The organism is Chryseobacterium herbae (genome assembly GCF_025154075.1).
In the GTDB taxonomy this organism is placed as follows: domain Bacteria; phylum Bacteroidota; class Bacteroidia; order Flavobacteriales; family Weeksellaceae; genus Chryseobacterium; species Chryseobacterium herbae.
Genome location: NZ_JAOAMU010000001.1, coordinates 1,209,608 through 1,223,587, shown reverse-complemented (window position 1 = coordinate 1,223,587; position 13,980 = coordinate 1,209,608). Strand labels below are relative to the sequence as shown.

Below are 13,980 nucleotides of genomic sequence, written 5' to 3'. Positions count from 1 at the left end.
GTGAATAGTGAATTTTACAAACAGAATTGAAAAATTCACCATTGACAATTGACTTGCGAAGCAAAATTCACAACTAACCACTCGTTACCTATTACTCATTATCTATGGAGGTTGAAGAAATACTCGTAAAACCCATTATCGCTAAAGAACTGCTGGAATCCCTTCAAACTAAAATAGAAGAGGAGAAGCAGGTCATTGTACACTGCTGCTTTCCGGCATCACCGTTTTTAGGAAACCTGATCAGGATCTGGAATTCCACCTATCTTTTGGACAACCAGTCTGAGCATAAAAGTAAGCTGATTCATGCTGAAAATATTACGATTTATCCCAACTGGACAGCTGTACCGTTTATGCGGGATTTCTGGTTTACACTAGTGTTTTCCGGGTTGCCTAGAGACTGTAAAAGCTTTGATCTGAAAGAAGTCATTCCTGAAGAAGGCGGATTTTTTGTAGAATCTATTAAAAGAAATTCTCTTGATGTTTATCGGGTGAAAATCTCAGAATCTTTTTAACAGAAAACGATGAAAGCACGGGAGGAAAAACTGGAACAGATCATCACTTGGGCAGAAAAGAATCCCGATGTCCGTGCTGTGCTGCTGACCAGTTCGCTGGTGAATCCTTATGCGCCTGTAGATGATTTCAGTGACCTTGATGTAGAGTTGGTCTTTGAAAATGTGCAGGAATATGTCATAGATAAACAATGGGTCTTCCTTTTTGGCGAACCCATTTCCATGGTGGAAGAAGATGAGACTTATTTTGACGGGAAACACGCGATGAAAATGGTGCTGTACACCGATCATGTGAAGGTTGATTTTAAACTATATCAAAAATCAGAGTTTATACAAGAAGTTCAGGCAGACACTCTTCCGGAGGATTGGGATGTGGGTTATAAAGTTTTGGTGGACAAAGACCAATTGACTAAAGATTTGAAACCGCCAACCTATCAATCCATTATGATCCATCGCCCGACAGAGCAGAAGTTCCGGCAACTGATGAATGATTTCTGGTGGGATACGACTTATGTAGCCAAATGCCTTAAACGCGGTGATCTTTTTTATGCTAAATTCATGTCCGAAGATGTGATCAGGACAGATTATCTGGTTCCGCTCATTGAATGGTATATTGCCAGTTTCCACGACTGGAACAATATAACGACCAATAAACACGGCCGCCTTTTCAAAAAACACCTGTCTGCAGATCTTTGGACAAAAGTAGAAGCGACTTTCTCAGCCAGCGATATAGAAGATAACTGGCGTGCACTGTACGCTTTCGCTGATCTGTTTCATGAACTCGGGACAGCTTTAGCCGAAAACCTTCATTTTGAATATCCTCAGAAGCTGGAAAATGATATCAGGAAATACCTGGATGAGGTGAAATCAATGCCTCAACCTTAGGCAAATTCATTCTGTCTGATTAAATTCTCAATACAGTATTCTGCAATAGCCGTAATGGTTACAAACGGATTGACCCCAATAGTTCCCGGAATTAAAGAGCCATCCAAAACATACAGATTGTTGTGATCCTTTAATTTCCCGTATTCATTAGTCGCTTTACCCAATACACAGCCTCCCAGCGGATGATAGCACACATCTGCTCCGAAACCATTATTAAACAGAAAATGACTTCTGGTCCCGCCGTTGGCCCGGTTCATCTTTTTGATGAAATAATCAGCGTTCTCCTTCATTTTCGCAGTATTGCTCTGGTCCCAGTTCAGATTGAGTTTTTGGGAATTAACATTATAAGAAACTTCTCCTTTTTTATCCACCCGGTTGATCAGCAGATATAAAGCGGTAGCCACATCCATGCCCATCGGAAGTGGGGCGATCTCTGTGAAAAATGGATGTTCCTTGTCCTCCCAGTTATCAATACCACCCACAGGAATTGTCGACTGTTTGGCACCAGTTCCACCTGACAAAGGTTTTACCCAGTTTCTGCCGGTCATAAAATTACCATTGTTGCCCCAGCTTTTTCCAATCTGTTCATGAATCGGAAAATGATTGACTGCATTGGATTTTAACAGCAGTCTCAAAGTTCCCATAGTTCCTGCGGCAAGAATCAGTTTTTTACAGTTGAATACTTTATCAGCAACCACAGCTCCCGAAGTATCCGTTTGCTGAACGTTTAAAGTATAGGTTTTATCTTCATTAAGCTTTATATTTTCTACACAGTGAAGATCCAGAATTTCAAGGTTTCCGGTTTCCAGTGCTTTTTTGAGATAGGTTTTATCCAGGCTGTTTTTGCCATGATTATTTCCATAAATCACTTCCGTATTGAAAGCCGATCGGGGAACTTCATTTTTATATTCCTTCTCCATGTATTGAAAATCGTAGACATTCGGAACTCTTATTGTTTTAAAGCCTGCTTTATGGGCTTCGGCCTCACCAACACGGGTAAATTTGTAATAAGGACAGTCTTTTAAAAACTGTTCGCCAATGACATTGACTTTTAATTCTTTATGGACTAATGGGAAATAAGTACTGTAGAATTTATCAGCATCCAGATCAGGGAAAACTTCCCTAAAATAGCTTTCCTTGGGAGTCACGGCCATTCCGCCATTGACAAGAGAACCGCCGCCAACACCTCTTCCGACCCAGATATTGATATGCTCAAAATCCATTCTGTCCAGCGTTCCGGTAAATGGGGTTAAAGAAAAAATATTCATAAACGGAGCAATCGTTTTCTTTTTCAGCCACGCTGCACTTTTTCCGGGCTTCAGCATATTGGAAAATGGAATTCCTGATTTTTCCCAGTTCAGACCCATCTCCAGCATCACTACTTTTTTTCCGGCTTCACAGAGACGCAGGGCAGAAACAGCACCTCCATATCCGCTTCCGATAATCAGGATGGGAGCATCGGTGATTTCTTTTTCCTGCAGACCGGTTTTGGGCTGCATCGCCTTAAACAGATCCGTGTTGAGGAAATAAAAACCTGCTCCAGCGAGAATGCTTGTTTTAATGAATTTCTTTCTGTCCATGTGCTCACTGGGTCAAAAAATATGCTAAAGAAAATGGAACAGGTATTATTTAAAACAGATTGTGTGTTTTTATTACAATTTTAACTTTTCATGCCATGAAAAATTCATAGTTTTACTTATAATTTGAAGCATTCATGAAAAAATACCTAATCATACTTCTGCTGTTCCCACTGTTTATTTTTGCCCAGAAAAAGGCTTCAAAAGAAATTTTGGAGATCAAGAAATTTCAAAAAGAACTTAATGCTGAATATCTTAATCCCAAGGAAACGCCTTTACGCGGAGACAATTTTACTAATTTTAAAGAACATCCCTTCTTTCTGGTTGATTTAAAATACAGAGTGACTGCTAAATTTGTTAAAACAGAAAATCCACAGCCTTTTGATCTTCCTACTTCTTCCGGTAAAACCAAGTCTTACCGTGAATATGGAAAAGCGACATTTGAACTGGACGGGAAACCTTATACATTGACCTTATACCAAAGTCTCGATCTGATCAAACAGGAAAAGTATAAAGACCATCTTTTTCTTCCCTTCCGCGATGCTACGAACGAGAAAGACACATACGGCGGCGGAAAATATATGGATCTGAAAATTCCGAAAGGAAACACGATTGTTCTGGATTTCAACCAATCCTACCAGCCTTATTGTGCCTATAACGCCTACGATTACAACTGCCCGATTGTTCCTGAAGAAAACAGACTTCCGGTAGAAATCAGAGCAGGTGTAATGTATCAGGATATTTATCATCATTAAGAATATGATCAACTTAGCTTTTTTTAAACAGGAAGATTTCTCAGGGCTTAATTATGCCTTGGATGAAAATCAGCAGCAGTATACGTCAACCGTAGAACAGGCTTTGAAAAGAATCAGTGAGAGAAATGATTCTGAAGCGTTTGCCATTACGGTATTTGAAGATGATCAACCCTCCGGATTTTTCGTTTTGGACTTTGGAGAAGATAAGCTTGACCTGACCGATAATAAAAAATCAGTTCTGATAAGGTCTTTATCCATAAATCCTGGCTTACAGGGAAGAGGAATTGGAAAAGGAGCGATGCAGATCGTTGATGAGTTTGTAAAGGAAAATTTTCAGGACTGTAATGAAATTGTCCTTGCAGTCAATCAGAAAAATATTCCGGCTTATCATGTTTATCTGAAAACCGGATACCTGTACGATGGTAAAAGTAGAATGGGAAGAAGCGGTCCCCAATACCTGATGTATAAAAAACTTTAAGAAAATTTTAAATTTAAAAATTCCATCCTGGTGAATTGTTTCCATAACTTTGAGTAACATCAAATTATAAAATATGGAAATATCACTTCGCAATCAGGTAGCTGTCGTTACGGGAGCATCCAGCGGAATAGGTTCAGGAATTGCAAAATCTTTGGCAGATGCCGGTGCTATAGTAATCGTCAATCATTCTTCAGAGAGATCAACAGATGAGGCGAAAGCTGTTTTAAAAGAAATTACAGATGCCGGAGGGAAAGGAATCACATACCAGTGCGATGTTTCCAAAGAAGATCAGGTGATCAAAATGTTTCAGGATACCGTTTCCCAATTCGGAACCGTAGATATTCTTATCAATAATGCCGGAATTCAGAAAGACGCAAAATTTACCGAAATGACCATCGATCAATGGAATGCGGTCATAGGCGTGAATCTTACCGGACAGTTTCTCTGCGCCCGCGAAGCCATTAAAGAATTTCTGCGTAGAGGTATAGATACTTCCCGTTCCATTGCCTGTGGAAAAATCATTCATATCAGTTCTGTTCACGAAATTATTCCGTGGGCCGGTCATGCCAATTATGCCTCCAGCAAAGGTGCCGTCAGAATGCTGATGCAGACTCTTGCTCAGGAATACGGAGCCAATAAGATCCGTGTTAATTCGATTTGTCCCGGTGCTATTCAAACGCCCATCAATAAAGATGCCTGGAGCACTCCGGAAGCATTGAATTCATTATTGAACCTTATCCCATACAATAGAATAGGACAGCCAAAGGATATTGGAAATTTAGCCGCTTTCATCGCAAGTGACCTCGCTGACTACATCACCGGAACAAGCATTTTTGTAGATGGCGGAATGACAACTTTCGAGAGCTTTTCTACGGGAGGATAGGCGGGTTTAGGGGTTTGAGAGTATGAGGGGTTTAGGGTTTAAGAGTTTAAGAGTTTGAGAGTTTTAGGGTTGAAAGCTGTGAGTCTGAAAGCATTGAATAACCGACTAATACCCGGTGGCTGAGGCTCCCGAAGCCACCAGTACCAGCGCCTAAAATATCTGAAATCTGATGTCTGATATCTCACGTCTTTTCCCTATTCATCAATAAATTTTACAAAAAAGCAAATACATGTCCGAAAAACAAAGACTTTCAGATCTCGCATGGAAAAAATGGGGACCCTACGTCAGCAACCGCGAATGGGGGCTCGTCCGTGAAGATTACAGCGGAAACGGGGATGCCTGGAATTACACCAATCATGATACGGCAGAAGCCAAAACTTACCGTTGGGGTGAGGAAGGCATTTGTGGGATCTGTGATGATCTTCAGAAGCTGGTCTTTTCTATAGGGTTTTGGAATAAGAAAGATAAAATGGTGAAAGAACGTTTCTTTGGCCTCACCAACGGACAGGGAAATCACGGGGAAGATGTGAAGGAATATTTCTATTATCTGGATTCCACGCCTACGCATTCTTATATGAAAATGCTGTACAAATATCCACAGAATGCTTTTCCATACGAAGATCTTTTAAAAACCAATGCAGAAAGAAGCAAGGATGAACCGGAATATGAACTGATCGATACCGGAATCTTTGATCAGAATGAATACTTCGATCTGTTTATTGAATATGCTAAAGAAAGCGAGCATGATATTTTGATAAAACTGACGGTCATCAATAAATCTGAAAAAGAAGCCCCGATTGTAATATTACCAACGGTTTGGTTCAGGAATACGTGGAATTGGGGATATGATGATTACAAACCACAATTGAACAGTGAAGATGCGGAACGTATTGAGATTAATCATAAAGATCTTAGCATTAAAAATATCTATGCAAAAAAGTCTTCAAAGGCATTGTTTTGTAACAATGAAACCAATATTGAAAGACTGTATCAGTCGGCTAATGAAGCAAAATACTGTAAAGACGGGATCAATGATTTTGTGATTAAAGGAAATTCTCAGGCGATCGATCCAAAAGGTACCGGAACGAAAGCTTCCTTTTTTATTGATGAAACCCTGAAAGCCGGAGAATCCAGGACTTTTGAATTCAGGATGACGGATAAAGATTTGAAGGAACCGTTTGCTGATTTCGAAGAAATTTTTGTACTAAGAAAAAAAGAAGCCGATGAGTTTTACGCTGAAATTCAGGACGGAATAAAAACGGAGGATGAAAAACTGGTTCAGCGGCAAGCTTTCGCAGGAATGCTCTGGAATAAAATGTTTTATCATTACAATGTAGAAAAATGGCTGAAAGGCGATCCTGCAGAAGTACCGCCTCCCAAATCGCGAGAGAAGATTCGGAACTATGAGTGGAAACATCTCAATAACGAGCATATCATTTCAATGCCCGATAAATGGGAATATCCTTGGTATGCGACATGGGATCTGGCTTTTCATACCATCAGCTTCTCATTGATCGATCCTGATTTTGCGAAACACCAGCTGAAACTTTTCCTGTTTGAATGGTATATGCATCCCAACGGACAGCTTCCTGCCTATGAATGGAATTTCAGCGATGTGAATCCTCCGGTTCATGCTTGGGCTGTTTTCAGAGTGTTTAAAATCGATGAATACATCAAAGGAAAACCAGATATTGAATTCCTGGAAAGTGCTTTTCAGAAGCTGCTTATGAATTTTACCTGGTGGGTGAATAAAAAAGACAGCAACGGCAATAATATCTTTGAAGGCGGATTTTTAGGACTCGATAATATCGGTGTTTTTGACCGGAATACAACGCTTCCGAATGGTGAGCAGCTGGAACAGTCGGATGGAACAAGCTGGATGGCTATGTTTGCGCTGAATATGATGAGAATTGCTCTCGAGCTGGCTCTTTACAATAATGTGTATGAAGAAATGGCGATGAAGTTTTTTGAACACTTCCTTTCTATTGCCAATTCACTGGATAATATGGGCGATGAGGAGTTCAGTCTTTGGGATCAGGAAGATGAATTTTTCTATGACGCCATTGCTTCCAGCGACGGTGATCATATGTATCTGAGACTACGGACCATCGTTGGATTGATTCCGATGTTTGCCGTTGAGGTCATTGATGATGAGATGATCGAAAAGTTGCCTAATTTCAAAAAGAGAATGAAATGGGTTCTTGACAATAAACCGGAACTGGCTTCGCTCGTATCGAGATGGGAAGTTAAAGGACAGGATTCCAAACACCTTCTGTCATTGCTTCGCGGACACAGATTAAAGAGACTTTTGAAAAGAATGCTGAATCCTGAAGAATTCTTAAGCGATTATGGCGTCAGGGCTTTATCCAAAGAATATGAAAATAATCCCTATACTTTAAACTTAAACGGAACGGATTATTGTGTAAAATATACCCCTGCAGAAAGTGATAGTGGTCTTTTCGGAGGAAACAGCAACTGGCGCGGGCCGATCTGGTTTCCAATCAATTTTCTGATCATTGAAAGTCTTCAGCGGTTTTTTTTCTATTACAGCCCGGATTTTATGGTGGAATATCCTACCGGAAGTGGAAATTATTCCAATCTGGACCAAATCGCAGATGCATTGAGCAAAAGACTGTCTAAAATCTTTTTAAAGGATGAAAACGGAAAACGTCCTGTGAATGGCCAATACGAAAGATTTCAAACCGATCCGGATTTCAAAGATTATATTTTATTCTACGAATATTTTCACGGTGATAATGGCAGAGGAGTAGGAGCTTCGCACCAAACGGGATGGACAGGACTGATCGCAAAAATCCTGCAACCGAGATTTTCCAAAAAAGAAATGGCAGAGTCTGAAACGGAAATGCCGGGAGAAGTGAAGGGGTAAAAGTTTGGGAGCTGGAAGAGGGAAGATGGGAGTTACTTTTAGGATCTCAAACTACTCAAAGATTTGCTGAATAACTTCCAGCGATGCCGGGATTTTAAAATCTGTAATATGATAATGATAATAGACGAGAAGACTGTCCAGGAAATCTTTTCTTAAAGAGTTGGGAATCTTTGTCGTGTAGAGGTTTTCAGAGCACATAGCTGTTTTCCAGATGGCTGAAATTTCTTCGGTAAACAGGTGATGGGAAGAATTCACAGAAAACGTTCCGGTTTCCGGATCCAGATATTGCCCGTCGTTGATCAGTGGGGCAACTCCCTGAATTTTCAAAATTGTAATTAAAAAAAGAAGATGGCACTGATAGTTTTTCCCGTTCAGTTCATTAATAAATTCATCGATGCTGAAAAAGAGTCCCGGGTTTTTATTTTCGTGTCTTAAAACCTGATTCAGGAAATCTGAGATGAAGAATATGACGGTATTGGCTTTGATATCCATATACATATCATGGCTTTTCACCAGTTCAAATCTTGAAACGGAAGGAATTCCATTGCCTCTAGTGGGATTGATGGTAAAGCTGAGCATGCTCAAAGGCTGAAGCAGGGCCTTCTTTTTATTTCTTTTGGAATAGATCCCTTTTACGAAATAAGTCTGAAAGCCATCTTCTTCTGTAAAACAATGCAGAACTGCATCATTTTCGCCGTATTTTATGAAAGATAATAAAAATCCGTTTTGTGAATTCATTAATTAACCACACCTATTTTTGCGGTAGCTTTATCTGATCCGTCTTCATTGGTCATCAGGACGAAATAAATACCTGACGCTACACGGGTACCTTTCTGGTTGTTAAGATCCCATTCATAATAACCTCCTCTGGCCACTGCCGAGTGTATGACATTTCCTGCCGCATCAGCAATTCTGATGTTTGTTTTTTCTGCAAGACCTTTTATGGTCACCTTTCCTTTAAAGTTGGAATAGACTACAGGGTTAGGATAAACCACTACATCTCCAAAGTTGGAAGTCACATCAGCCACATCTCCCTGATACGCTACAACACCGTTAAATGTTGCAAAATATACTTTTCCTGTTTTTTTATCCACCTTGATGTCGGTAACGGAATTGGTAGGAAGCGGGGAATTTTCTTTTGTAAAATGTTTGATGGTCTTCTGGCCGTCCGAAGAAAGATAATATACACCACCTCCGTCTACAGAGATCCATTTATAATCTCCTGCATCTACCTCTACCTGAAGGATCTGAGAGTCTCTGAAAAGTTCCTCTCCAAGTCCGCCCTGTTCGATGATGATAGGTTCCACCTGTGGATCCGGGGTTTTTATTTCTGCCACAGCATTGGGTAGTATTCTTAAACCACTGTCTGTTCCTATCCAGGCATCTCCTGATTTACTAAAAGCAACAGATAATGTTCCTTTTGAGTTTCCTGCAAATCCGTTTGAATCTTTTAATATATAATCACTGTCATCAGAGAGGTTACCCGCAGTTTTATAGTCATATACAATAAAGTTGTTCGTCCTTGGAATAGGAATCCACAACATATTTTCATAATACACCGGTTTTTGGATAGCTTCACTTGATAATCCGAATTTTTTAATGATAAAATCATCGGTTCCTCTATCATAAATACCAATAGAAGGGCTTCCGTAGTTAAATCCGAAAGAGACAAATAGATTATTTTGCGCATCCGTAGTAAAACCTACAGGACGGTGGGAAAAATCTCCCGGAGACCCAAGGTCGTAGCGTTTTACAAAATCAAAATCTTTAGTTCCGGCATTGTACTTCATTTTATAAACTCCCTGGGCAGTAGTGGTATAATTGGTGAAAAATACTTCGCTGTTGTCAGCAGGGTTGAATGCAGCATCCAATACATTCGTGGGAGATGTTGTTGTTGAGAAAAAAGAAGGACGAAGCCATTCAGATCCGTTGAAATAATAGAATCCCGGTTTCTTGGGATTAATGGCCGGCTGATTAAATCTGTTTAGCCTTGATCCTGACGATACCAGTATCTGGTTGTTGTCATACAGATTGAGTTTATACGCAGAGTTTGCATAAGGACCGGACGGTTTAAACGTACTGCTTCCTTCGTCTTTTATTCCGGAAAGTATAGTTCCTCCGTATATTTTTCCGTTTACTGTTATGGCTGTATTACAGTCTTCTCCAAGACTTACTGCATTTAAAGATACTCCGTTTAAGCCAAAAGTATAAATTCTGCTGTCCGTTACTACAATATTGCTTGCCGTTAAAACGATATCCTTAATATTTCCGAAAGCAGCAGGAAGTGGAGTACCGGTGCCATTATTGTAAATGAATGCAGATGTAGCGGAAGAAAAGATCATTGAGGAAGGCTCGGCATCAATATGCTTAAATGAGCCTGGAATTTCCGTAGTCCATGTAGAGAATACAGGAAATGTGATATTCATTTCGTGGCTTTTCAGACCACTGTTGGTCACAGAATAGACCTTGTTTCCAAAAATAGTTGCTTCATTACTGGCTTCATAAACACCACCGTTCATAAAGAAGGCAGAATCTCCGAATTCCAGTTTTTTCAGATTGAATACAGACAGTCCGTAGCCAACAGAAACAACAGCCTGATCTCCCGTAATAGAAATATGGTTGACACTTTTGCTCCCGCTATAGCCGGTAGCGATAGGTATATCAACAACGTATTTAATCTCCTGCGGCGTAATGATGTCCAGAGAACCGTTCGCATATCCTATAACTCCTACTTTAGTCTGTGGATTATAGTCGAAGGCCGTGATACTGATATCATGGAGACCATTGGCTTTGGACAGCTTGGTCACTTCTCCGGTGGCGACGGTATAGTAGAACAGTCCGTTTTCTGTGGCTGCAATTATTTTCCCATTGTCCTCCTTCATGGCCAGGACATTGTTGTAGGAAAAAAGATCCGTCCATTTTTTTGATGAAATGACCTGTGCATCCATGAATTGCAGAGATGCTAATATACCCAGAGAGATTAAAGAGAGTTTTTTCATATTATACGGTTATACTGCTGTCTATCGCCTGGTTGTTCCAGGAAATATGCTTAACGTTTTTATTGGCGTCAAAGTAAAAATCTATTCTGCCCAGAAGAAGACCGGCCCATCCTACCTGATTCACCAGAACGTTTTTACCCTGTCTGTTGGTAAAAGTTTGGGGTTCGGATAAAAAAGTATGGGTGTGTCCGCCTAAGATAATATCAATATTTTCTGTTTTGGCAGCCAGAATTTTGTCGCTTATTTTATTAGGATCATCGTGATAATCGTAGCCGATATGGGAAAGGCAGATCACAAGATCACATTTTTGTTCGTTTTTCAGGAAGTTGGAATAATGTTGCGCCACTTCTACAGGATCCGAGTATACGGTTTCGCCATATTGCTTTTTGCCCACAAGGCCGTCCAGCTGGATACCCACTCCGAAAATGCCGACTTTTATTCCGTTCTTATTAAAAATCTTGTACGGCGAAGTTTTTCCGTCCAGAACTGTATTCTTAAAATCATAGTTTGAGCAGATGAAAGGAAACTTCGCATTCGGAAGCACTTTTAAGAAGCCGTCAAGGCTGTTGTCGAAATCATGATTCCCCATTGTGGAAGCATCATATTTCATCATAGACATCAGCTTAAATTCCAGTTCACCACCAAAGAAATTGAAATAGGGAGTTCCCTGAAAAATATCTCCGGAATCCAGAAGAAGGACATTGCTTTCCTGACTTCTGATCTGCTGGATCAGACTTGCTCTTCTGGCAAATCCTCCCTGATTGGGATTTTTGGTATAGCTGGCATCAAAAGGTTCTATTCTGCTGTGCTGATCGTTGGTATGAAGAATGGTGAGTTTATTCGCAGATTTAAAAGGATTGAGTTTCAATTCTTCTGCCATCATCATATTGGGAGCTAAAGCTACTGCTAAAGATCCACCGCCTATTACTTTTAAAAAACTTTTTCTATCCATTATTTCTTACCGGTAAAATTTAAACGAACATCTGTATTCGGAACCACTTCAGAATTTTTCTTGAAATATTCAATGAAAAGATCCCTCAGTCTGATCCCCGTAGAAATTGATTCTCCTTTGGAAAAGAATTTCATATTGTCACCACCCAGCGCCAGATAATCGGAAGTAGCGATGTAATATTCCCTGGAAGGATCTACAGGCTTTCCATCGATTTTGGATTGGGTCAGCTGTCCGTTATTGGTTTCAATGTATAAATGGGAAACAGGATTGTTCACCTGAGTTTTTGCATAATAGTCAAAAAGTCCCTGAAGGTCTGAACCTTTCATTTTTACAATGATCACTTCATTTTCGAAAGGCATCACTTCAAAAACGCTTTTCAGAAGAATATCTCCTTTCCCGATGGTGGTACGGATTCCCCCGATGTTGATCAGGGCTGCATCTACATTTTTCTGAAGATTCTTTTTCGTCCACACATCTGCGCCTTCGAAGGTATAATCGGCCAAAAGATTGCCCAGATTGCTGTTATTGCCCTGCTTGGTAAGGTCTACACTGGTGTGGGAGATCTTCTGATTCATCTCCTTGTCCAGCTTCAACTTATAGGGTTCAATAACTTTTACAAACTCCTCATCATTCTTTAGCTCATTATTAATAGAAATATTTTTCTGGGGCTTTGCTTCTGCCAGCTGCAGCGTAGAAGCTGTCTTGCAGGCAGTAAGGGAAGCCAGAGCAATTCCTAGTAACAAGAATTTATTTTTCATATGTTGCAAATTATTTTTTTTAAAGGTCATATGTAATCGCCTGTGCTTATAGTACTTTTATAAGTAACTTCGGTCATAGCAATGTCATACTATCTTTTAGTATATGCAAATATAATTATATGTATAATAAAACATTATTATTTATTACAAATTCTTATCGTAAATTATTAAATTTGACAAAAATAATTCTAACAGATGAGCATTTTAAAAGGAGTAGGTGTTGCGTTGGTAACACCCTTTAATGAAGATTTATCCGTTGATTTCGACAGTTTAACGAAACTTGTTGAATTTAATATCGAAAACGGAGCCAATTATTTAGTTGTTTTGGGTACTACCGGGGAAGCTGCCACGCTTTCTGAAGAGGAGAAGAAACAGGTGATTGAACATATCATTAAGGTTAATAATAAACGTCTTCCTTTAGTGTTAGGAATTGGTGGTAATAATACTCTGGGAGTTAAGAAAGAGATAGAAGAAACGGATCTTTCTGCATTTGAAGCGGTACTTTCCGTAGCTCCGTACTACAACAAACCTAATCAGGAAGGACTTTATCAGCATTATAAAGCGCTTGCTGCTACCGGTAAAAATATCATTATGTACAACGTTCCGTCCAGAACAGGTCAGAATGTTGAAGCAGATACCACCATCCGTCTTGCAAAAGAATTCCCGAATTTATTCATGATCAAAGAAGCGGCACCTAATATTCTTCAGTATTTCGATATTTTAAGAAAGAAGCCTGAAGGATTCTCACTGGTTTCCGGAGATGATGAATATGCACTTGCTGTTACTTTAGCGGGTGGAGACGGAGTAATTTCCGTAATAGGACAGGCATATCCGAAAGAGTTTTCTACCATGGTTCAGCTTGCTTTTGAAGGAAAAGTGAAAGAAGCTTACGAGATCAGCAACAAGCTGGTAGACATCACAAGACTGATTTTTGCAGAAGGAAACCCTTGCGGAATTAAAGTGATTCTTACAGAAAAAGGAATCATCAAAAATTATCTCAGACTTCCGCTAGTTCCTGCTTCCGAAGGATTGTATGCGAAGATCAAAGCTGAAATGGAGAAGATTTAAAAAATGGGAATAGTGAAGAGTCAATTGTGAATTGTCAATCGTGAATTTTTAAATAACAGCGAAAAATTGACCATTCACTTGCGAAGCAAAATTAACCATTGACATAAATAGTGAATAGTGAATTGTCAATAGTGAATTTTTAAATGTACAGTGAAAAATTGACCATTCACTTGCGAAGCAAAATTAACCATTGACATAAATAGTGAATAGTGAATTGTCAATAGTGAAT

Annotated in this window: 12 protein-coding genes; 7 read left to right on the top strand and 5 right to left on the bottom strand. The window is 39.7% G+C overall.

Features of this window, described 5'->3' with window-relative positions; translation table 11 throughout:
• Positions 1–104: 104 nt before the first annotated feature.
• Positions 105–512, top strand: coding sequence for a hypothetical protein (locus N0B48_RS05275; RefSeq protein ID WP_259837260.1), 408 nt, complete (start codon positions 105–107; stop codon positions 510–512).
• Between the two features lie 9 nt (positions 513–521).
• The gene (locus N0B48_RS05270; RefSeq protein WP_259837258.1) at positions 522–1,394 is read left to right on the top strand and encodes an AadS family aminoglycoside 6-adenylyltransferase; all 873 of its coding nucleotides are present in this window, start codon (positions 522–524) and stop codon (positions 1,392–1,394) included.
• On the opposite strand, the gene N0B48_RS05265 is transcribed toward N0B48_RS05270, so the two are convergent.
• Entirely contained in the window at positions 1,391–2,974 is a 1,584-nt protein-coding gene (locus N0B48_RS05265) for a GMC family oxidoreductase N-terminal domain-containing protein (RefSeq protein WP_259837256.1), read from the bottom strand. The genes N0B48_RS05270 and N0B48_RS05265 overlap by 4 nt on opposite strands.
• A 134-nt stretch (positions 2,975–3,108) precedes the next feature.
• Here N0B48_RS05265 and N0B48_RS05260 point away from each other — a divergent pair, with 134 nt between their 5' ends.
• The 4 genes from N0B48_RS05260 (at position 3,109) to N0B48_RS05245 (ending at position 7,974) form a co-directional block, all read left to right on the top strand.
• Positions 3,109–3,726, top strand: a complete 618-nt coding sequence (locus N0B48_RS05260) for a DUF1684 domain-containing protein (protein WP_259837254.1) — start codon at positions 3,109–3,111, stop codon at positions 3,724–3,726.
• Positions 3,727–3,730: 4 nt separating this feature from the next.
• Entirely contained in the window at positions 3,731–4,204 is a 474-nt protein-coding gene (locus tag N0B48_RS05255) for a GNAT family N-acetyltransferase (protein WP_259837253.1), read from the top strand.
• A 73-nt stretch (positions 4,205–4,277) separates the two neighbouring features.
• A complete protein-coding gene (locus N0B48_RS05250; protein WP_259837252.1) occupies positions 4,278–5,087 on the top strand; it encodes a glucose 1-dehydrogenase in 810 nt (269 codons plus the stop codon).
• A gap of 229 nt (positions 5,088–5,316) precedes the next feature.
• Entirely contained in the window at positions 5,317–7,974 is a 2,658-nt protein-coding gene (locus tag N0B48_RS05245) for an MGH1-like glycoside hydrolase domain-containing protein (protein WP_259837250.1), read from the top strand.
• 51 nt (positions 7,975–8,025) lie between these two features.
• Here N0B48_RS05245 and recO read toward each other — a convergent pair whose 3' ends face one another.
• Genes recO through N0B48_RS05225 form a run of 4 tightly spaced genes read right to left on the bottom strand, consistent with a single transcriptional unit; the run spans position 8,026 to position 12,683 of the window.
• Positions 8,026–8,712, bottom strand: coding sequence for a DNA repair protein RecO (recO, locus tag N0B48_RS05240; protein ID WP_259837248.1), 687 nt, complete (start codon positions 8,710–8,712; stop codon positions 8,026–8,028).
• Entirely contained in the window at positions 8,712–10,973 is a 2,262-nt protein-coding gene (gene porZ / locus N0B48_RS05235) for a type IX secretion system anionic LPS delivery protein PorZ (RefSeq protein WP_259837246.1), read from the bottom strand. The genes recO and porZ overlap by 1 nt, the downstream gene beginning before the upstream one ends.
• Position 10,974: 1 nt before the next feature.
• Entirely contained in the window at positions 10,975–11,925 is a 951-nt protein-coding gene (locus N0B48_RS05230) for a bifunctional metallophosphatase/5'-nucleotidase (RefSeq protein ID WP_259837245.1), read from the bottom strand.
• Positions 11,925–12,683 carry a 5'-nucleotidase C-terminal domain-containing protein gene (locus N0B48_RS05225; protein ID WP_259837243.1) on the bottom strand — a complete coding sequence of 253 codons (759 nt, stop codon included), beginning with the start codon at positions 12,681–12,683 and terminating at the stop codon, positions 11,925–11,927. Before N0B48_RS05225 ends, N0B48_RS05230 begins: the two co-directional genes overlap by 1 nt.
• 195 nt (positions 12,684–12,878) lie before the next feature.
• Between N0B48_RS05225 and dapA the strand changes: the two genes are divergently transcribed.
• Positions 12,879–13,751, top strand: a complete 873-nt coding sequence (gene dapA / locus N0B48_RS05220; RefSeq protein WP_259837241.1) for a 4-hydroxy-tetrahydrodipicolinate synthase — start codon at positions 12,879–12,881, stop codon at positions 13,749–13,751.
• The last annotated feature ends 229 nt before the right edge of the window (positions 13,752–13,980 follow it).

Excerpts from the sequence above, each read along its gene's own strand:
- N0B48_RS05275 (WP_259837260.1), top strand. The coding sequence starts at position 105 with ATGGAGGTTGAAGAAATACTCGTAAAACCCATTATCGCTAAAGAACTG.
- N0B48_RS05270 (WP_259837258.1), top strand. The coding sequence starts at position 522 with ATGAAAGCACGGGAGGAAAAACTGGAACAGATCATCACTTGGGCAGAA.
- N0B48_RS05265 (WP_259837256.1), bottom strand. The coding sequence starts at position 2,974 with ATGGACAGAAAGAAATTCATTAAAACAAGCATTCTCGCTGGAGCAGGT.
- N0B48_RS05260 (WP_259837254.1), top strand. The coding sequence starts at position 3,109 with ATGAAAAAATACCTAATCATACTTCTGCTGTTCCCACTGTTTATTTTT.
- N0B48_RS05255 (WP_259837253.1), top strand. The coding sequence starts at position 3,731 with ATGATCAACTTAGCTTTTTTTAAACAGGAAGATTTCTCAGGGCTTAAT.
- N0B48_RS05250 (WP_259837252.1), top strand. The coding sequence starts at position 4,278 with ATGGAAATATCACTTCGCAATCAGGTAGCTGTCGTTACGGGAGCATCC.
- N0B48_RS05245 (WP_259837250.1), top strand. The coding sequence starts at position 5,317 with ATGTCCGAAAAACAAAGACTTTCAGATCTCGCATGGAAAAAATGGGGA.
- recO (WP_259837248.1), bottom strand. The coding sequence starts at position 8,712 with ATGAATTCACAAAACGGATTTTTATTATCTTTCATAAAATACGGCGAA.
- porZ (WP_259837246.1), bottom strand. The coding sequence starts at position 10,973 with ATGAAAAAACTCTCTTTAATCTCTCTGGGTATATTAGCATCTCTGCAA.
- N0B48_RS05230 (WP_259837245.1), bottom strand. The coding sequence starts at position 11,925 with ATGGATAGAAAAAGTTTTTTAAAAGTAATAGGCGGTGGATCTTTAGCA.
- N0B48_RS05225 (WP_259837243.1), bottom strand. The coding sequence starts at position 12,683 with ATGAAAAATAAATTCTTGTTACTAGGAATTGCTCTGGCTTCCCTTACT.
- dapA (WP_259837241.1), top strand. The coding sequence starts at position 12,879 with ATGAGCATTTTAAAAGGAGTAGGTGTTGCGTTGGTAACACCCTTTAAT.